We start from the raw sequence: 18,585 nt of genomic DNA on the forward strand, positions 1-18,585 counted from the left end.
CTCACCCCTCCTGACGCTCGGGGATGCCCTCGCCGAGGGCCGTGGCGACGTCCTCGGCGAGCTTGGCGGCGGAGGTGCCCTCGGTCCACAGCATCGGGACCGTGCCGTCGGGCTCGACCGCGAGGATCGGCGTGCCGTGGGTGACGTCGTATCCGCCGGTCTCGAGCCGCTCGCCCTTCTCGATCGGCACGTGCACGGCGGTGGCCACGTCGACGATCGTGTCGAGCGGGCCGGTGAGCCCCTCGAAGTCCGGGTCGAAGCGGTCGACGTACTCCCCCACGGTGGCGGCGTCGTCACGCGCGGGGTCGGTGGTGACGAACCAGACCTGCACCCGCTCGGCGTCGTCGTCGGCGAGCCGGGCCTTCGCCGAGGCGAGGTCGGCCATCACCGCCTGACAGATGTCCGGGCAGTTGGTGTAGCCGAAGAAGACCAGCGTGAGGTCGGCCTCGGCGAACCCGTCGTGGAGGGCGACGTCGTCGCCGGTGGAGGTGGTGAGCGTGGCGTCCGGGACGGAGTACGGCTGGTCGAGGACCGCGCCGTGCATCCCGTCGTCGTCGCTGACCTTCAGCCCGGTCACCACGCCCTGGTCGTCGTCGCCGCCGCCTGCGCACCCCGCCAGAAGCGCGGCAAGCGCGACGACGGGGGCAGCGCGCCGGAGCCCGTCCAGGCGGCGCGGCGTCGTGCGGTCAGCCACGCCGGACCCCCTCGGCGAGCTCCTCGGTCAGGGCACGGAGCTCCTTCGCGGCCAGCCCGGCGTCGCCGCCGGCGTCGAGGATGCGGCGCACGAACGCCGAGCCGACGATGACCCCGTCGGCGTAGCCGGCGACCTCGGCGGCCTGGTCGCCGTCGGAGACCCCGAGCCCGACGCCGACCGGCAGGTCGGTGGCCTGCTTCGTGCGGGCGACCAGCGGTCCGGCGAGCTCGCTGGTGGTCGTCCGGGCGCCGGTGACCCCCATGACCGCGGTGGCGTAGACGAACCCGCTGCAGTGTGTGGTGGTGTAACGGATCCGCTCGTCGGTCGAGGACGGCGCGACCAGGAAGATCCGGTCCAGGCCGTGCTGCTCGGACGCCTCGAGCCAGGGTCCTGCCTCGTCGGGGGTGAGGTCGGGGGTGATCAGCCCGGAGCCACCGGCGGAGGCGAGGTCGGCGGCGAACCTCTCGACGCCGTACTTCTCGACGGGGTTCCAGTAGGTCATCACGACGGTCGCCACTCCGGTCGCGGCGGTCGCCTCGACGACCCGCAGCACGTCGGCGGTCCGGACCCCGCGCTCGAGCGCCTGCTGGGCGGCGGCCTGGATGGTCGGGCCGTCCATGACGGGGTCGGAGTAGGGCAGCCCGACCTCGATGACGTCGCACCCCGACTCGGCGAGCACGCGGATGGCGTCGATCGAGCCGTCGACGGTCGGGAACCCGGCGGGGAGGTAGCCGACCAGGGCGGCCCTGCCTTCCGCCCGGGCGCGAGCGAAGGCGTCGGAGAGCGCGGTCACGAGTCCTCCTCCGGGGTGCCCGCAGGCTCCTCCGTCGCGGTGTCGGCGAGCTCCTCGCCGCGGTCGCGGCCCAGCCCGAACCACTCCATGGCGGTCCCCATGTCCTTGTCGCCCCGTCCCGAGAGGTTCACCAGCAGCGTGGCGCCCGGCATCTCGCGGGCCAGCCTGAGGGTGCCGGCCACCGCGTGCGCGGACTCGATCGCCGGGATGATCCCCTCCGTCCGGGCGAGCAGCGCGAAGGCCTCCATCGCCTCGGCGTCGGTGACGGGGAGGTACGACGCCCGCCCGGTGGCGGCGAGGTGCGCGTGCTCGGGGCCGACCCCGGGGTAGTCCAGGCCGGCGGAGATCGAGTGGGAGTCCTTGGTCTGGCCGTCCTCGTCCTGGAGCACGTAGGTGCGGGCGCCGTGCAGGACCCCGACCTCCCCTGCGGTGATCGTGGCGGCGTGCCGGCCGGTCTCGACCCCGTCGCCCGCGGCCTCGAAGCCGTAGATGCGGACGTCGGCGTCGTCGAGGAAGGCGGTGAACAGCCCGATGGCGTTGGAGCCCCCGCCGATGCACGCGGTCACCGCGTCGGGAAGGGCGCCGGTGAGCTCGAGGCACTGGGCCCGGGCCTCGTCGCCGATGCCGCGCACGAACGAGCGGACCAGGGCGGGGAAGGGGTGCGGCCCCGCGGCGGTGCCGAAGAGGTACGCGGTGTGGTCGACGGTGCTCACCCAGTCGCGCAGCGCCTCGTTGATGGCGTCCTTGAGGGTGCGCGAACCGCTCGTCACGGGCACCACCTCGGCGCCGAGCAGCCGCATCCGGGCGACGTTGAGCGCCTGCCGCTCGGTGTCCACCTCGCCCATGTAGACGGTGCAGTCGAGGTCGAGGTACGCCGCCGCGGTGGCCGAGGCGACGCCGTGCTGGCCGGCGCCCGTCTCGGCGATGACCCGGTGCTTGCCCATCCGCTTCGTGAGCAGCGCCTGACCGAGGACGTTGCGGACCTTGTGCGCCCCGGTGTGGAGCAGGTCCTCGCGCTTGAGCAGGATCCGCGCGCCGGCGACCTCGGAGAGCCGGGTCGCCTCGTAGAGCCGGCTCGGCGTCCCGGCGTACTCGCGGAGCATCCGGTCGAGCTCGGCGGTGAACGCCGGGTCGGCCATCGCGTCCTGCCAGGCCTCGGTGAGCTCGTCGAGGGCGGCCTGGAGCGCCTCGGGCATGAACCGGCCGCCGAACCGCCCGAAGTGGCCGGTCGCGTCGGGGCCGGCGCTGTCCACCGCCAGTGGTGCCCGTTCGGTCGCCTGGTCCGTCACCGCGTCGCTCCTGCCTCGATCATCGCCGCCACCGCGCCCTTCGGGTCGCCACCGGTCACGAGCGCCTCGCCCACCAGCACCACGTCGGCGCCCTGGGCCGCGAACGTCTCGACGTCGCCGGGGCCGGTGACCCCGGACTCGGCGACCTTCACCACGCCCTCCGGCACCAGCGGCGCGACGCGGGCGAAGGTGCCCGGGTCGACCTCGAGCGTCTTGAGGTTGCGGGCGTTGACCCCGACCAGCCGTGCACCGGCCGCGAGCGCGCGCTCGACCTCGGCCTCGTCGTGCACCTCGACCAGGGGCGTGAGCCCGACCTCGACGGCCTCGCGGTGCAGCTGCTCCAGCAACGGCTGGTCGAGCGCGGCGACGATCAGCAGGATCAGGTCGGCGCCGGCGGCCCGGGCCTCCCACAGCTGGTAGGAGGTGACCACGAAGTCCTTGCGCAGGACGGGGATCTCCACCGCCGTGCGGACCGCCCGGAGGTCGTCGAGGCTCCCACCGAACCGGCGCTGCTCGGTGAGCACGCTCACCGCGGCGGCACCGCCCGCCTCGTAGGCGGCGGCCAGCGCGGCCGGGTCGGGGATGTCGGCCAGGTCGCCCTTGCTGGGGCTGCGCCGCTTGACCTCGGCGATGACGCTGACGCCCGGCGAGCGGAAGGCCGGCATCGGGTCGAGCGTGGGCGGCGCGTGCTCGACGAGCACCTGCAGGTCCTCGAGGGCAGTCGAGGCCTCGCGTTCCGAGAGGTCCGCGCGCACCCCGTCGATGATGTCGTCGAGGACGCTCATGTGGTTCCGCTCCCTGCCTTCTCTACCCGTGCCGAGCCCCCGGCCCGGCTGTCCCGCGGTCTAGCCTCTCACGCACGCCGAGCCCGGTCGGGCGGCGGTTTACGGAGCGAGCCAGCTGCCGGCCGGGACGTTGCGGACCACCCAGAAGACGGCGATCAGCGCCACCGTGGTCGCCCCGAGCACCGGGGCCGTCCACGGGGGCAGCGGGCGGTGGCTCCCGCGCCAGCGGACGGCGACGGAGCGGACCCAGGCCCCAGCCAGGAACGGCAGCGAGGCGACGAAGAGCAGGTTGCTCGACGCGGCGGCGAGGACCTCGCCGTTGGTGAGGTCGTTGACCGCGCGGAGCCCGCCGCAGCCGGGGCAGTAGGTGCCGGTGACGGCGTACCAGGGGCAGAACCCCCAGCTGCCCGCCTGGTGGGGGTCGCGGAGGTGGAGCGCGACGCTCGCCACGACCAGCCCACCGGCGAGGAGCAACGGGGGCGAGAGCCGCCGGAGCCTCGACCCCGGGAGCGTGCTCCGGGGCGGGAGCGTGGGCGGCGCCGTGGCGGTCATGACCGGGACGGGTCGGTCAGCGCTCGACCGGTTCGCCGCCGAGCCCCATCTTCGACATGACGTAGCCGACGATCGCACCGATCGGGGCGAGGGCCACGCCGATCCAGAAGACCGGCATCGACTCGATCACCAGCCCCAGGCCGCCGACCACGAAGGCCAGGAAGACGATGCCGGTGCCTGTCCACGCCGCGGGGGTGCTGCCGTGGTGGGCGCTGCTCATGTCAGGGGCTCCTCGGTGTTCTGGGCGGGACCGGCCCCATCCTAAGCGCAGCCCTCCCGCTCAGGCGGTCGGGTCGCGCCCCTCGTCGAGGGCCTTCCAGAGCTCGGCGTCGGTGCGCGGCTCCGCCGGGGCCTCGCCGTCGCCCCCGGTCGGGGCGTCGTAGCGGGCGCTCATCTCCGGCCACGCCGGCGCCCGCCACCAGGCCACCACCGCCGCGGCCGTCGAGAGCAGGAACCCGACCGCGGCGACCACCGGCCACGCGGTCGTCGACGAGGTGGCGTCGGGCAGGTCGCCGAGCGCCTCGACCGCCGCTCCTCCGGCGTCGGAGACCCCGGCCAGGGCGGCGACCGCTCCGGCGACCCCGGCCGCCGCGGCGAGCACCGCCACCACCCGGCGCCCGCGGCGCCGCAGCACCAGGACGGTCCCCCACGACGCGAGGGCGACCAGCGCCACCGGCAGCACGAGCGGGGCCACGGCGGAGCCGTCGACGGTCGCCGTCCGGAGCCCGGTGTCCCGGGTGGTCGCCTCGCCCCAGGTGGAGGTGGCGCCCACGGTCGCCAGCGCCGCGCCGGCGAGCCCCACCGCGACGGTCGGCCCGAAGGAACGACGCCCCCGGCTCGCCTCCGGCCGGTTCACGGGCTCGTTCACGGGCTGGTTCCCGGGCTGAGCAGCCCCTCGTCGAAGCAGGTGCGCGCCCCGGTGTGGCAGGCCGGCCCCTCCTGGTCGACCGCGACCAGCAGCGTGTCGCCGTCGCAGTCGAGCCGCACCTCCTTGACCCACTGCCGGTGGCCGGAGGTCTCGCCCTTGACCCAGTACTCCTCGCGGGAGCGGCTCCAGAACGTCGTGCGTCCGGTGGTCAGGGTGCGGTGCAGCGCCTCGTCGTCCATCCAGCCCACCATCAGCACCTCGCCGGTGTCGTGCTGCTGGACGACGGCGGGTACCAGTCCGGCGGCGTCGCGCTTGAGCCGGGCGGCGATGGCGGGGTCGAGGGAGCTCACCCCCCGATCATCCCTCGCGGTCGACGCGCGGCTCGTGCTGGGCCACCCAGCTCGCGTGGAGCCGGCCGTAGACCCCGCCCTCGCCGACCAGCTCGGCGTGGGTGCCCTGCTGCACCACGCGGCCCTTGTCGACCACGACGACGAGGTCCGCGCGCTCGGCGGTGGTCATCCGGTGGGCGATCGTCACCGAGGTCCGCCCCTCGGTGAGCCGGTCGAGGGCGGCGTTGATCCGCATCTCCAGCGACGGGTCGACCGCGCTGGTCGCCTCGTCGAGGACCAGCACGTCGGGGTCGGCGAGGCGGGCCCGGACGAGCGCGACGAGCTGCCGCTCCCCCGCCGACAGCGACTCCCCGCGCTGGCCCACCCGGCTGTCGAGGCCGCGCGGCAGCCCCTCCAGCCAGTCACGGAGCCCGAGCTCGTCGACGGCGGCGAGCAGCTCCGCGTCGTCGGCGCCGGTGCGGCCGTAGCGGAGGTTGGCGCGCAAGGTGGAGTCGAAGAGGAACCCCTCCTGGGGCACCAGCACGACCCGCTCGCGCAGCTGGTCGAAGGGCACCTCGCGCAGCTCGACGCCGCCGAGCCGGACCGCCCCCTCCACCGGGTCCATCAGCCGGGTCAGGAGCTTGGCCAGCGTCGTCTTCCCCGAGCCGGTCTCCCCCACGACGGCGACCCGGGTCATCGGCGGCAGCGTCAGCTCGACCTCGTGGAGCACCGGCGGCCCGCCGGGGTAGGCGAAGGTCACCCGGTCGAAGGTGATCTCGAGCGGCCCCTCGGGCAGCCGGGTGCCCGAGGCGCCCGGGTCGACCACGTCGGCCGGGGTGTCGAGGATCCCGATCACCCGCCGCCACCCGGCGAAGGCGTTCTGGGCGTCGGTGAGCACCTGGGTGCCCATCTGCACCGGCCCGACGAACAGGGTCACGAGGAAGGCGAAGGCGAGGATCGTGCCCGGCGTCATCCCGTCGCCGAGCAGCAGCACGCCGAGGACGATGACGCCGGCGTTGGCGAGCCCGGCCGAGACACCGCCGAGCGAGAACGAGAACGCGGTCAGGGCCTGGGCGCGGCTGCTCGCGTCGAGGTGCCGGTCGACGGCCTCGTCGATGCGCTCCTGGGTGCGCGCCTCCACGGCGTAGCTGCGGACCACTGCCGCCCCCACCACCGGCTCCGAGACCGCCGACAGCAGCGCGCCGACCTGGCGGCGCACCGTGGCGTAGGCCTGCGAGAGCCGGCGCTGGAAGTAGCGCAGCGACAGGAAGAGCGGCAGGAAGCAGAGCCAGACGAGGATCGTCAGCTCCCAGCTGTAGACCAGCATCACCACGGTGGCGACGAGGATCTGGCCGACGCTGACGATGGCGATCACACCGCCGAAGACCAGGAACTGCGAGACCTGGTCGACGTCGCTCGTCACCCGGGAGACCAGCGAGCCGCGCCGCTCGGTGTTCTGGGTCAGGATCGGCAGGTCGTGCACGTGGCGGAACGCCTTGGTGCGCAGGGTGGCCAGCCCGTGCTCGGCGGCCCGGAAGAGCCGTGCGGTCATCAGGGCCGACGAGATCCCGGTGAGCACCACGCCGGCCGCGGTCACCGCCACCATCGCGGTGACGAAGCCCGCGTCGGGCCCGCCGGGCGCGTCGATGCCCCGGTCGACGGCCTGCTGCACGGCGATCGGCACGAGCACCCGGCCGAGCGTCGCGACGACGGCGAAGACGATCGTGAGCCCGAGCCCCTTCGCGAGCTCGGGCGAGAGCTCGACGCCGCGGCGGAGGGTCGCCATCGCGGTGGCCGCCTCGCCGCTGAGCATGTCGGTGCCGGAGCCCTGGGTCCCGGGCCGGCTGGCGGTGGGCGTGCTCACCCCAGCACCTCCTCGTCGACCTGCTGGTCCTCGTAGGCGTTGACCAGCTCGGCGTACGCCGGGTTGCGGGTGAGGAGCTCGTGGTGCGGGCCCTGGTCCACGATGCGGCCGCCGGCCAGGAAGACGACCTCGTCGGCGAGGCCGATCGTCGCCTTGCGGTAGGCCACGACGACCACCGTGGAGTCGCGCGCCCCCGACCGGAGCGCGGCCAGGATGCGGGCCTCGACCTCGGGGTCGACCGCGGAGGTGGCGTCGTCCATCACCAGGAGCCGGGGACGGCGCACCAGCGCACGAGCGAGCGAGAGCCGCTGGCGCTGGCCGCCCGAGAGCGTCGCGCCGCGCTCTCCCAGCCGGGTGTCGAGCCCGTCGGGCAGGGCGGCGACGAAGCCGTCGCCCTGGGCGGTCCGCAACGCCTCCCAGACCTCGTCGTCGCCGACGTCGGCGCCGAGCGTGATGTTGCCGCGCACGGTGTCGTCGAAGAGGAAGGCCTGCTGCGGGACCAGCGCGGCCTGGGTGGCCAGCGTGCCGGGCGCGAGGTCGCGGAGGTCGCGGCCGTCGAGCGCGATGGTGCCGCGGTCCGGGTCGACGAGCCGGAACAGCAGCGTCGCCAACGTGCTCTTGCCCGCCGCTGTCGCCCCGACGAGCGCGACCGTGCGGCCGGGCTCCACGGTGAACGTCACGTCGTCGAGCACCGCCGCGCCCGGCTCGCCGTGCTCGTCGACCGCGTCGGGGTAGCGGAACCCCACGTGGCGGACCTCGAGCCGCGCCCCGCCGGAGCCGGCCGGCGCGGGCTCGGGGCCGTACTGCATCTCGCCGTGCTCGTCGAGCACCGAGCGCACCCGTCGGAACCCGACCACGCTGCGGGGGAACTCGCCGAGCAACCACCCCAGCGAGCGGATCGGGAAGGCCACCACCATGAGGAGGTAGGCGACGTTCACGACGTCGCCCGCCGCCGTCGAGCCGCTCTCCACGCGAGCGACGCCGACCGCGAGCACCACCAGCACGCCAAGGCTCGGCAGCGCCTCCAGGACCGGGTCGAACACCGCACGGACGAAGCCGGCCCGCACCGTCGTGTCGCGCAGCGTGGAGGCCTTGTCGGCGAAGCGCTCGGTCTCCTCGGTCTCGCGCCCCAGGGACTTCACGACGAGCGCGCCGTCGAACGACTCGTGGGCGATCTCGCTCAGCTCGGCGCGCAGCGCCTGGACCCGGGTCATCAGCGGTGACTGGAACCGCTGGAACACCAGGTTGCTCAGGATGACGAGCGGGAAGACCATCAGCCCGACGACCGCGAGGACGAGGTCGCTCAGCAGCATCTGGACGACGGCGATCACCATCATCGCGACCGTGCCGACCGCCATCGGCAGCGGCGCGATCGGCGCCCAGGCCGCCTCGACGTCGGAGTTGGCGTTGGAGAGCAGCTCGCCCGTGGGGTGGCGCTGGTGCCAGGCGAGCGGGAGGCGGAGGTACTGCCGGGTGACGGCGCGGCGGTCGTGGGCCTGCATGCGGTACTGCATGACGCCGGCACCCCAGCGGCGGGCCACGATGCTGGCCCCGCGCACGACGGCGACACCGACGAACATCGCAGCGGCGGTGATGAGCGCGCCGGTGGGCGTGACCCCCTCGTCCTGCGCCGGGACGATGACGTGGTCGGTCGCCCAGCCGAGCACCCAGGCGTCGGCCACGGTCAGGGCCCCGAAGACCACGGCGCCGATCGTGGAGAGGGTGAAGACCCACGGCTCCCGCTTGATCGCGACCCAGAGGACGGCGAACCCCTCGCGCAACGTGCTGTGCGTCGTGCGGCTGTGCATCGGCGGCGCGGGCCGCTCGGCACCGGCTGCGGTCACGCAGGTCCCTCCGTCTCTCCGGGCCGGCGACGACCGGCCCCGAACAGCGTACGGGGGGCCACCGACAGCCCCGCGCTCCCTAGGATCGACCGGTGACCACGATCGCGGCGTACGAACGCACCCACCTCGCGGCCCTGGCCCAGCAGCTGGGTCCCGACGCCCCGACGCTCTGCGAGGGGTGGTCGGTACGCGACCTCGTCGTGCACCTGGTCGTCCGGGAGCGCAGCCCCGCCGCGGCCGGCATCCTGGTGCGCCCGCTGGCCGGGGCGCTCGACCGGGTGAGCCGGCGCGAGGCGGCGAAGGACTTCGACGACCTCGTCACCAAGCTCCGCCACGGTCCGCCGCCCTGGTCTCCCTTCGGGCTCCCCGCGCTCGGGGACCTCCTCAACACCGTCGAGCTCTTCGTCCACCACGAGGACGTGCGCCGCGCCCAGCCCACGTGGCAGCCACGCGCCCTGCCGCCGAAGGTCGAGGACGCGCTGTGGCGCGCGCTGCGGGCGGCCGGGCGCGGGCTCACGGTGCGCACGCCGGTGGGGCTCGTCGCCGAGCGCAGCGACACGCGGGAGCGCACCCGGCTGCGGTCCCGGCCCCGAGGCACCGACCGCGACGTGCTGCTCAAGGGACGGCCCTCGGAGCTCGTGCTCTACGTCTACGGCCGCAAGGAGCACGCGGAGGTGGTGCTCGAGGGTGACGCCGAAGACGTCGCCTCCGTCGCGGGCACCCCGATGGGGATCTGACGCGCCACCACCACCGACGCCTCCTCGGTGGTGTCGCCGGACGCCTCGAACCCGTGGCCCCGGAAGAGCTCGACGGCGGCCGGCGCCTGGCGCGGGCTGGTCTCCACCAGCACCACGCCGCCCGGGGCGAGCCACCGCGGCGCAGCGGCCGCGATCCTGCGGACGACGTCCAGCCCGTCGGTCCCGCCGTCGAGGGCGCGACGCGGCTCGTGGTCCCGGGCCTCCCGTGGCAGGAGCGCGACCTCGTCGCTCGGGACGTACGGCGGGCTCGCGAGCAGCACGTCGACCCGACCGGCCAGCGTGGCCGGCAGGGGGGCGTCCAGGTCGCCGAGGTGGGTCGTGCCACCGACCGGCCCGAGGTTCCCGGTGGCGCAGCGCACGGCGCGTTGGTCCACGTCCGCGGCGTGCAGCTCGACGGGCACCCGTGTCGCGACCGCGAGGCCGACCGCCCCCGTCCCGCAGCACAGCTCCACGACCACCGACCCCGGCCGCACGTGGGCGAGGGCGACCTCTACCAGGTGCTCGCTGCGGCGCCTCGGGACGAACACCCCGGGGGCGACCGCGACGTCGAGACCGTGGAACCGGGCCCGGCCCAGGACCACCTCGAGCGGGGCCCCCTCGACCCGGCGCGCGACGAGGGCGGCCAGGTGCTCGGCGTCGGACGCGGCGGTCGCGAGCAGCGCGGCCTCCTCCTCGGCGAGGACGCAACCGGCCGCGCGCAGTGCGGCGACGACCTCGGGCGGGGGCGGCTCTGTCAGCGGACCGGGTGTCCTGACTCGGCGAGGGTCTTCTTCACCTCGCCGATCCGGAGGGTGCCGAAGTGGAAGACCGTGGCTGCGAGCACCGCGTCGGCGCCCGCGTCGACCGCCGGCGGGAAGTGCTCGAGCGCGCCGGCGCCGCCGCTGGCGACCACCGGCACGGTGACCGCCTCGCGGACCAGCCGGAGCAGCTCGAGGTCGAAGCCGTCCTGAGTGCCGTCGGCGTCCATCGCGTTGAGCAGGATCTCCCCCGCTCCCAGCTCGGCGCCTCGGGCCGCCCACTCGACCGCGTCGAGCCCGGCGCTGCGGCGACCGCCGTGGGTGGTCACCTCGAAGCCGCTCGGCGTGCCGGGGGCCCGGCGGGCGTCGACCGACAGCACCAGCACCTGGCTGCCGAACCGGTCGGCGATCTCCGCGACGAGCTCGGGGCGCCGGATCGCCGCGGTGTTGACCGCGACCTTGTCCGCGCCGGCCCGGAGCAGGGTGTCGACGTGCTCGACCGAGCCGACGCCGCCGCCCACCGTCAGCGGGATGAACACCTGCTCGGCGGTCCGCGACACGATGTCGAGGGTGGTGGCCCGCCCCTCGTGGGAGGCGGAGATGTCGAGGAAGGTCAGCTCGTCGGCCCCCTCCGCGTCGTACACCTTGGCGAGCTCGACGGGGTCGCCGGCGTCGCGGAGCTCCTGGAAGTTGATCCCCTTGACGACCCGTCCCGCGTCGACGTCTAGGCAGGGGATCACCCGGACGGCAAGGCTCATGCGGCGCCCCGGGTGAGCGCGAGGGCCTCCTCGAGGGTGAACCGGCCCTCGTAGAGCGCGGTCCCGACGATCGCGCCCTCCACGCCGTCGTCGAGCAGCCCCTGCAGCGCCTCGAGGTCGGCGAGCTCGGTGATCCCGCCCGACGCGACGACCGGCCGGTCGGTCGCGGCGCAGACGTCGCGCAGCAGCTCCAGGTTCGGCCCCTGCAGCATCCCGTCCTTGTTCACGTCGGTGACGACGTAGCGGGCGCACCCCTCCGAGTCGAGCCGGGCCAGCACCTCGAAGAGGTCGCCGCCCTCGCGGGTCCACCCCCGGGCCGCCAGCGTGCGGCCACGGACGTCGAGCCCGACGGCGACGCGGTCGCCGTGCTTCGCGATCGCCGCGGCGCACCACTCCGGCTTCTCCAGGGCCGCGGTGCCGATGTTGACCCGGCGGCAGCCGGTGGCCAGGGCAGCCTCCAGCGACTCGTCGTCGCGGATGCCGCCGCTCATCTCCACCTTGACGTCGACCCGGCCGACGATCTCGGCGAGCAGCTCCCGGTTGGACCCACGCCCGAAGGCGGCGTCGAGGTCGACCAGGTGGATCCACTCCGCGCCCCGTCGCTGCCAGTTCAGGGCAGCCTCGACGGGGTCCCCGAAGGTCTTCTCGGAGCCGGCAACTCCCTGGACGAGCTGGACGGCACGGCCGCCCTGGACGTCGACGGCGGGCAGGAGCTCGAGGTAGGCGGAGCGGGTGGAGGACATGGGGGAACTCTAGGCGGCGCAAGGGCTCCGCTCCGCCGCCACCCGAGTGGCGGGACGGCGCCGGAGAGCGCCACGACGGCTGCTCCGCCGCCGACGGCGACCAAGGCGGTGCGGGCGCCGACGAGGTCCGCCAGCGGCCCGGCCAGGAAGGACCCGACCGCCACCGCACCCACGTTCACCTGGTCGTAGAGCCCCATGACCCGGCCGAGCAGCCCGGCGTCGGCGCCCTCCTGCAGCGCGGTCACGGCGGCCACTTCTGCGACCAGCGTCGTCGCGCCCGCGAGCAGCACGAGCGCCGCGCCTGCGAGCCCTGGCCCGGCCACCCCGAGTGCCGCCACCGACGCGGCGAAGACGGCGAGCGTCACCGGCAGGAGCGCCGGTCCCGCGTGCTGGGCCAGCCGGTTGACCACCACGACGGCCGCGACCGCACCCACAGCGAGCGCGGCGTTCAGCCGGCCGAGCCCGCCGGCCCGGTCCTCGGTGAGCACCACCACCGCGACCACGAGGTAGCCGTAGAGCAGGTTGTCGAGGACCGCCCACCCCATCGGCCTGCGGATGGCGGGCGTGGCGACCACCGTCCGGGCGGCCCCGGCGAGCTCCGTCCAGGCGCCGGCCCGCGGCCGGCGCACGGGGCCGAGCCCTGCCGCGGCGGCGCACCCCGCGGCAGCGGCCAGGAGGACCGCCGCGAGCAGCACGGCGCCCGACGAGGGGACGCCGAGCGCCACCAGCGATCCGAAGACCCCGGGCCCGGCGATCCAGCAGCCGTTCTCGACCGAAGTCGCCAGGGCGTTGGCGGCCGGGAGGTGCTCGCGGCCGACGCACTGCGGGGTCGCCGCGGCGAGCGCCGGGTACGACGGGGTGGCGACGACCGCACCCGCGGCCGCGACCGCGACGACGACCGGGACGGGCCACCCGTGCCAGCACCCGAGCGCCGCCAGGCCCGTCAGGACGGCACGTGTCCCGGACGTGGCCGCCATCAGCGCGCTCCGCGACGTCCGGTCCACCAGCACCCCGGACAGCGACGAGAACACCGCGTAGGGCAGGAACGACAGCGCCACGACCGCCGACAGCCAGAACCCCGACCCGGTGCGCTCGAGGACGGCTACCCCGACGGCGAGCACGAGGACGAGCTGGGCGGTGGTGGCGAGGCCGTGCGCGAGGAGGAGCAGGGCGAAGGGGCGGGACCGGAGGGCTCCGAGGTAGCCGGGCCGGGCACCGCCCCCGCCGGTCACCGGAACTGCTCCCGCAGCGGCCGGAACCCGTTGAACCCGACGGAGGAGCAGGTGGTCGTGTAGGCGCCCGCTGCCCGGAACCGAAGCCGGTCGCCGGGGCGGAGCGAGACCGGGAGGGCCGGCCGGTGGCGGCGGTACAGCACGTCGAGGCTGTCGCAGGTCGGCCCGGCGACGACGACGGGTGCGACCGCGCCGGTGAGGGACGCCCGGCCCCGGTGGGCGGTGATGCGGTAGCGGATCGCCTCGCCCATCGTCTCGGCCAGCCCGGAGAACAGCCCGGCGTCGACGTACACCCAGCGGACGCCGGCGCGCTCGGTCACCAGCACCACCTCGGTCTCGAGGAACCCGGCGTCGGCGACGAGGAACCGGCCGGGCTCGGCCATCAGCGCCGGCAGGTCGTCGCCGAGGTGACGGCGCAGCGAGGCGCGGATCCCCTCGCCGAAGCGCTGCGCGACGGGGACGGGGTCCACGGTGCCGAGCGCCGGGAAGCCGCCACCGAGATCGACGACGTCGAGGTCGGCACCCATCGCCCGCAGCGCGTTGCGGAGCCGGCCGGCCGCGGCGAGCGGCTCGTCCCAGGCGTGCGGGTCGTGCTGCTGGCTCCCGACGTGGAAGCAGACGCCGACCGGGTGGCCGTGGGCGACCGCCCGGGCCAGCAGCCGTGCGGCCTGCACCTCGGGGCAGCCGAACTTGTGGCCGAGCGCCCAGTCGGCCCCGGCGCCGCTGGTGGCCAGCCGCACCAGGAGCGTCGCCCCCGGGGCCAGGGCGACGAGCTTGTCGAGCTCGGCGTCGCTGTCGAGCGCGAACTGCTGCACCCCGCGCGCATGGGCGTGCGCGATGTCGGCGGCCTTCTTCACGGTGTTGCCGTAGGAGAGCCGCTCCGGGCGGGGGTCGACCTCGAGCACCGCGTCGATCTCGCCCGGGCTCGCCACGTCCCAGGACGCGCCGTGCCGGGCGAGCACCTCGAGCACCGGGCGCGCCGGGTTGGCCTTCACCGCATAGTGCAGCGCGACGCCGGGAAGAGCCCGGCGCAGGGTGCGGTACGCCGAGCCCACCGCCGTCAGGTCGACGCTGACGAAAGGGGTCGCCCCGGAGCCGGTCAGGGCTGGCGGCGTCGACGGGTCGGAGGTCGTCGCGGTGGTCGTCGTCACGTGCGGGAGGAGTGCCGCCCCGAAGGGGTGATACGGCCACCGGCCCGACCGCACCCGGTGGACCAAACCGGCCGGGTCCCGGCCTCAGCGACGGGAGAACAGCAGCAGCCGCAGCACCGGGAACGCCAGCACGGTGAGCACCGCCGCGCCCAGCCGGGCCTCCCAGTCGGGGCGGACGAACCAGAGCAGGGCGTTCGCGACGACCAGCCCCGCGACCAGCCACCAGGTCTGCCGCCGGCGGCGCGCCGCCAGGCTCCCGGTCGGGCGCCCGACCGGTGTCACCCGGACCCGCCCCGAGGTGCGCGCCTTGAGCGCCCGGACGCGCGCCTCACGTCGCTCCCGGCGCTCCTGCTCGGCCGCCCGCGCAGCCGCCCGCAACGCCGCCTCGTGCTCGCGGGCGGCACGGCGGCGGGCCCGCTCCTTGCTCATCGCGACCTCACGTCACGACAGGGACTGCACCCAATTGCGCAGCAGCGCGGCACCGGCGTCGCCGGACTTCTCCGGGTGGAACTGGGTGGCCGCCAGCGGACCGTTCTCGACCGCCGCGACGAACCGGTCGCCGGAGTACTCCGCCCAGGTCACCGTCGGCGGCCGGGTGCGCCCCTTCGTCTCCAGCACCCACTCGCGTACGCCGTAGGAGTGGACGAAGTAGAACCGCTCGTCCTCGATGCCGGCGAACAGCCGCGACCCCTCGGGCACCTCGACGGTGTTCCACCCCATGTGCGGGACCACCGGGGCCTGGAGCCGCTCGACCGTGCCCGGCCACTCCCCCAGCCCCTCGCTGTGCACGCCGTGCTCGACGCCGTGCTCGAACATCACCTGGAGCCCCACGCAGATGCCGAGGACGGGCCGTCCACCGGCGAGGCGGCGGCCGATGACCTCGTGGCCGCGGACCGCCCGGATCCCCTCGACGCACGCGGCGAAGGCGCCGACGCCGGGGACGACGAGCCCGTCGGCCCCCATCGCCCGGGTGCGGTCGGCGGTCAGCTCGACCCGCGCCCCGGCACGCTCGAGCGCGCGCACGGCGGAGCGGACGTTGCCGAAGCCGTAGTCCAGGACGACGACGTCCCGCCCGGCTCCGGTCACAGGGTGCCCTTGGTGCTCGGCACGCCGGTCTCGCGCGGGTCGAAGGCGATCGCGTCGCGCAGCGCGCGGGCGACGGCCTTGAACTGGGTCTCGACGATGTGGTGCGGATCGCGCCCGGACAGCACCCGGACGTGCAGGGCGATCTGCGCGTGGTGGGCGATCGTCTCGAAGACGTGGCGCGTCAGCGACCCGACGTAGCCGACCCCGGAGCCGCCGATCGTGACGAACTGCTGCCCCTCCGGCTCGCCGACGTGCACGCAGTACGGGCGGCCCGAGACGTCGACGACCGCCTGCACGAGCGCCTCGTCGAGCGGCACCGTCGCGTCACCGAACCGGCGGATCCCCTTCTTGTCGCCGAGCGCCTCCAGCAGGGCGTCGCCGAGCACGATCGCAGTGTCCTCGACCGTGTGGTGGGCGTCGATGTGCACGTCGCCGTCGGTCTGGACGGTGAGGTCGACCAGCGAGTGGCGGGACAGCGAGGTCAGCATGTGGTCGTAGAACCCCACGCCGGTGTTGATGTCGGCGCGTCCGGTGCCGTCGAGGTCGAGCTCGACGAGGACCTTGGACTCCTTCGTCACGCGCTCGATCCGGGCAGTGCGCGTCGTCGTGCGGCTCATCTGATGACCTCCAGCAGGGCGGCCCGGAAGGCCGCCATCTCGTCGGGGGTGCCCACGGACACGCGCAGCCACCCGTCGGGACCAGTCTCCCGGATCAGCACGCCGCGCTCCAACAGCCCCTGCCACACGCCGTGGCGGTCCGCGAACGTCCCGAAGAGCACGAAGTTGGCGTCGCTGTCGGCGACGGTGAGCCCCTGCTCGCGGAGCCAGTCGACCAGCCGGTCGCGCTCGGCCCGCAGGGCGTCGACCTTGCCGAGCAGCTCGTCGGCGTGGCGGAGTGCGGCGACCGCGACCGCCTGGGTGACCGCCGACAGGTGGTACGGCAGCCGGACCACGCGGAGCGCGTCGCAGAGCTCGGCGCTCGCGGCGAGGTAGCCGAGCCGGCCGCCGGCCAGCGCGAACGCCTTGCTCATCGTGCGGGTGACCACGAGGTTCGGCGTGGTGGGCAGCAGCTCCAGCGCGCTGGGGGTGCCCGCGCGGCGGAACTCGGCGTAGGCCTCGTCGATGACGACCACGCCGGGCACGTCGGCCGCCGCCTGGCACAGCGCGTGGGCGGTCGAGAGCGGCAGGGCGGTGCCGGTCGGGTTGTTCGGCGAGGGCAGCAGCACCACCGAGGGCCGGACCTCGCGGACGCGCGCGACCGCCGCGTCGACGTCGATCTCGAAGTCCTCGGCGCGGTGGCCGGTCACCCAGGCGGTGTTCGTGTCGCGTGCGTACTCCGGGTACATGGAGTACGTCGGCGCGAACGACAGCGCGGTCCGACCGGGCCCCCCGAACGCCTGCAGGAGGTGGAGCATCACCTCGTTGGAGCCGTTGGCCGCCCACACCTGCTCGGGTGTGAGGTCACGGGCACCGTCCCCGGACAGGTAGGCGGCGAGCTCCTTGCGCAGCTCGGTGAACTCCCGGTCGGGGTAGCGGTTCAGCGTGCGGGTGACGTCGGCCACCGCGGCCGCCACGTCGGCGACGACCGCCTCGGACGGGCCGTAGGGGTTCTCGTTGACGTTGAGGGCGACGGGCACGTCGAGCTGCGGCGCGCCGTACGGCTCGATGCCCCGCAGCTCCTCGCGGAGGGGCAGCTCCATCAGCCCTCCTGCACGCGCACGCGGACCGCGGCGCCGTGGCCCGGGAGGTCCTCGGCGTCGGCGAGCGTCATCACGTGGCCGGCGACGTCCCGCAGCGCCTCGGCGGTGTACTCCACGACGTGCACCGCCTTGAGGAACGAGCGCACCGACAGCCCCGAGGAGTGGCAGGCGCACCCCGCGGTCGGGAGGACGTGGTTCGAGCCGGCGCAGTAGTCGCCCAGCGACACCGGCGCGTGCGGGCCGACGAAGATCGCGCCCGCGTTGCGGACCCGGGCCGCCCAGGCCGCCGCGTCGCGGGTGTGGATCTCGAGGTGCTCCGCGGCGTAGGCGTCGACCACGGCGAGCCCCTGCTCGAGGTCGCCGACCAGCACGATGCCGGACTGCTGGCCGCCGAGGGCGGTGCGGATCCGGTCGACGTGCTTGGTGGCGGCCACCTGCTTGTCGAGCTCGGCGACGACGTCGTCGGCAAGCGCCTCCTCGGTGGTGACCAGGACCGAGGCGGCGAGCGGGTCGTGCTCGGCCTGGCTGATCAGGTCGGCGGCGACGTACGCCGGGTCGGCGGTGTCGTCGGCGAGGATCGCGATCTCCGTCGGCCCCGCCTCGGAGTCGATCCCGACGACGCCCTTGACCAGCCGCTTCGCGGTGACCGTGTAGATGTTGCCCGGCCCCGTGACCAGGTCGACCGGCCGGCACGGGCCGGCGCCGTAGGCGAACATCGCGACCGCCTGCGCCCCGCCGACCGCGTAGACCTCGTCGACGCCGAGCAGCGCGCACGCCGCCAGCACCGTCGGGTGCGGGAGCCCGCGGAACCTCGGGTCGTCGGAGTCCTTCTGCGGCGACGAGGTGAGCGCGATCGACTCCACGCCGGCCACCTGGGCGGGGACGACGTTCATCACGACGCTGGAGACCAGCGGCGCGAGGCCACCCGGGACGTAGAGCCCGACCCGGCGGATCGGCACCATCCGCTGCGTCACGCGGCCCCCGGGCACCACCTCGGTGGTCACGTCCGTCTCGAGCTCGGCCTCGCAGGTCGTCCGGAGCCGGCGGATCGACTCCTCGAGCGCCGCGCGGACCGCCGGGTCGAGGGTCTCCAGCGCGGCGTCGAGCGCCTCGCGCGGGACCGCGATGCCGTCCTGCTGCACACCGTCGAACCGGGCGGAGTACTCCAGCACCGCCTCGACGCCGCGGTGCCGCACGTCCTCGACGATCGGGCGCACCACGTCGGAGGTGGCGGCGACGTCGGTCTCGGCGCGCGGGACGACGGAGCGGTAGTCGACGTCACCGCCCGTCGGGGAGCGCAGGTCGATGCGGCGGATCATGCGGCCAAGTCTAGGTGCGCACCACCGACCCCACGGCCGCACTGCCACAGCGCGGACCGCCACAGCGCGACCGCCGCGGGGCGG

Annotated in this window: 21 protein-coding genes; 1 reads left to right on the forward strand and 20 read right to left on the reverse strand. The window is 74.9% G+C overall.

The features are described 5' to 3' along the window. Position 1 precedes the first annotated feature (1 nt). The 10 genes from FIP57_RS15235 to FIP57_RS15280 all read right to left on the reverse strand — a co-directional run bounded on the left by FIP57_RS15235 (position 2) and on the right by FIP57_RS15280 (position 9,018). On the reverse strand, positions 2-694 hold the full coding sequence (locus tag FIP57_RS15235; protein WP_148574390.1) for an SCO family protein: 693 nt from the start codon (positions 692-694) through the stop codon (positions 2-4). Then, positions 687-1,487: a tryptophan synthase subunit alpha gene (trpA, locus tag FIP57_RS15240; RefSeq protein ID WP_148574391.1), complete on the reverse strand. Its 801-nt coding sequence runs from the start codon at positions 1,485-1,487 to the stop codon at positions 687-689. Before trpA ends, FIP57_RS15235 begins: the two co-directional genes overlap by 8 nt. Continuing rightward, entirely contained in the window at positions 1,484-2,740 is a 1,257-nt protein-coding gene (gene trpB / locus FIP57_RS15245) for a tryptophan synthase subunit beta (protein ID WP_148574739.1), read from the reverse strand. Before trpB ends, trpA begins: the two co-directional genes overlap by 4 nt. 32 nt (positions 2,741-2,772) lie before the next feature. Next, positions 2,773-3,561: an indole-3-glycerol phosphate synthase TrpC gene (trpC, locus tag FIP57_RS15250; RefSeq protein WP_148574392.1), complete on the reverse strand. Its 789-nt coding sequence runs from the start codon at positions 3,559-3,561 to the stop codon at positions 2,773-2,775. Positions 3,562-3,660: 99 nt separating this feature from the next. Beyond that, positions 3,661-4,113, reverse strand: coding sequence for a DUF2752 domain-containing protein (locus tag FIP57_RS15255; protein WP_148574393.1), 453 nt, complete (start codon positions 4,111-4,113; stop codon positions 3,661-3,663). 16 nt (positions 4,114-4,129) lie between these two features. Then, a complete protein-coding gene (locus FIP57_RS15260) occupies positions 4,130-4,333 on the reverse strand; it encodes an HGxxPAAW family protein (protein ID WP_148574394.1) in 204 nt (67 codons plus the stop codon). Positions 4,334-4,393: 60 nt separating this feature from the next. Next, complete coding sequence (locus FIP57_RS15265; RefSeq protein ID WP_162529825.1) at positions 4,394-4,981, reverse strand: Trp biosynthesis-associated membrane protein; 588 nt, start codon at positions 4,979-4,981, stop codon at positions 4,394-4,396. Next, complete coding sequence (gene hisI / locus FIP57_RS15270) at positions 4,978-5,331, reverse strand: phosphoribosyl-AMP cyclohydrolase (protein ID WP_148574396.1); 354 nt, start codon at positions 5,329-5,331, stop codon at positions 4,978-4,980. Before hisI ends, FIP57_RS15265 begins: the two co-directional genes overlap by 4 nt. Positions 5,332-5,338: 7 nt before the next feature. Further along, positions 5,339-7,174 (reverse strand): ABC transporter ATP-binding protein, encoded by a 1,836-nt coding sequence (locus FIP57_RS15275; RefSeq protein WP_338039925.1) that lies wholly within the window; start codon positions 7,172-7,174, stop codon positions 5,339-5,341. Next, a complete protein-coding gene (locus FIP57_RS15280) occupies positions 7,171-9,018 on the reverse strand; it encodes an ABC transporter ATP-binding protein (protein ID WP_338039926.1) in 1,848 nt (615 codons plus the stop codon). Before FIP57_RS15280 ends, FIP57_RS15275 begins: the two co-directional genes overlap by 4 nt. 92 nt (positions 9,019-9,110) lie before the next feature. Between FIP57_RS15280 and FIP57_RS15285 the strand changes: the two genes are divergently transcribed. Further along, entirely contained in the window at positions 9,111-9,755 is a 645-nt protein-coding gene (locus FIP57_RS15285) for a TIGR03085 family metal-binding protein (protein ID WP_148574397.1), read from the forward strand. Here FIP57_RS15285 and FIP57_RS15290 read toward each other — a convergent pair. From FIP57_RS15290 to hisD, 10 genes are all read right to left on the reverse strand, one after another. Further along, positions 9,668-10,513, reverse strand: coding sequence for a putative protein N(5)-glutamine methyltransferase (locus FIP57_RS15290; protein WP_148574742.1), 846 nt, complete (start codon positions 10,511-10,513; stop codon positions 9,668-9,670). The two genes, FIP57_RS15285 and FIP57_RS15290, sit on opposite strands and share 88 nt — an antisense overlap. After that, the gene (hisF, locus tag FIP57_RS15295; protein ID WP_148574398.1) at positions 10,510-11,271 is read right to left on the reverse strand and encodes an imidazole glycerol phosphate synthase subunit HisF; all 762 of its coding nucleotides are present in this window, start codon (positions 11,269-11,271) and stop codon (positions 10,510-10,512) included. Before hisF ends, FIP57_RS15290 begins: the two co-directional genes overlap by 4 nt. Next, the gene (priA, locus tag FIP57_RS15300; protein WP_238993547.1) at positions 11,268-11,981 is read right to left on the reverse strand and encodes a bifunctional 1-(5-phosphoribosyl)-5-((5-phosphoribosylamino)methylideneamino)imidazole-4-carboxamide isomerase/phosphoribosylanthranilate isomerase PriA; all 714 of its coding nucleotides are present in this window, start codon (positions 11,979-11,981) and stop codon (positions 11,268-11,270) included. The genes hisF and priA overlap by 4 nt, the downstream gene beginning before the upstream one ends. Beyond that, positions 11,882-13,246: an MFS transporter gene (locus tag FIP57_RS24100; protein WP_162529826.1), complete on the reverse strand. Its 1,365-nt coding sequence runs from the start codon at positions 13,244-13,246 to the stop codon at positions 11,882-11,884. The genes priA and FIP57_RS24100 overlap by 100 nt, the downstream gene beginning before the upstream one ends. Then, the gene (locus tag FIP57_RS15310; RefSeq protein ID WP_203231289.1) at positions 13,243-14,397 is read right to left on the reverse strand and encodes a type III PLP-dependent enzyme; all 1,155 of its coding nucleotides are present in this window, start codon (positions 14,395-14,397) and stop codon (positions 13,243-13,245) included. Before FIP57_RS15310 ends, FIP57_RS24100 begins: the two co-directional genes overlap by 4 nt. 84 nt (positions 14,398-14,481) lie before the next feature. Next, positions 14,482-14,826, reverse strand: a complete 345-nt coding sequence (locus tag FIP57_RS15315) for a hypothetical protein (RefSeq protein ID WP_148574400.1) — start codon at positions 14,824-14,826, stop codon at positions 14,482-14,484. A gap of 12 nt (positions 14,827-14,838) precedes the next feature. After that, positions 14,839-15,483 carry an imidazole glycerol phosphate synthase subunit HisH gene (hisH, locus tag FIP57_RS15320; RefSeq protein ID WP_148574401.1) on the reverse strand — a complete coding sequence of 215 codons (645 nt, stop codon included), beginning with the start codon at positions 15,481-15,483 and terminating at the stop codon, positions 14,839-14,841. After that, on the reverse strand, positions 15,480-16,100 hold the full coding sequence (hisB, locus tag FIP57_RS15325; protein ID WP_148574402.1) for an imidazoleglycerol-phosphate dehydratase HisB: 621 nt from the start codon (positions 16,098-16,100) through the stop codon (positions 15,480-15,482). The genes hisH and hisB overlap by 4 nt, the downstream gene beginning before the upstream one ends. Continuing rightward, the gene (locus FIP57_RS15330; protein ID WP_148574403.1) at positions 16,097-17,182 is read right to left on the reverse strand and encodes a histidinol-phosphate transaminase; all 1,086 of its coding nucleotides are present in this window, start codon (positions 17,180-17,182) and stop codon (positions 16,097-16,099) included. Before FIP57_RS15330 ends, hisB begins: the two co-directional genes overlap by 4 nt. Beyond that, positions 17,182-18,501 (reverse strand): histidinol dehydrogenase, encoded by a 1,320-nt coding sequence (hisD, locus tag FIP57_RS15335; protein ID WP_148574404.1) that lies wholly within the window; start codon positions 18,499-18,501, stop codon positions 17,182-17,184. The genes FIP57_RS15330 and hisD overlap by 1 nt, the downstream gene beginning before the upstream one ends. Positions 18,502-18,585: the final 84 nt, after the last annotated feature.

This window comes from Nocardioides caldifontis (assembly GCF_008087345.1).
In the GTDB taxonomy this organism is placed as follows: domain Bacteria; phylum Actinomycetota; class Actinomycetes; order Propionibacteriales; family Nocardioidaceae; genus Marmoricola_A; species Marmoricola_A caldifontis.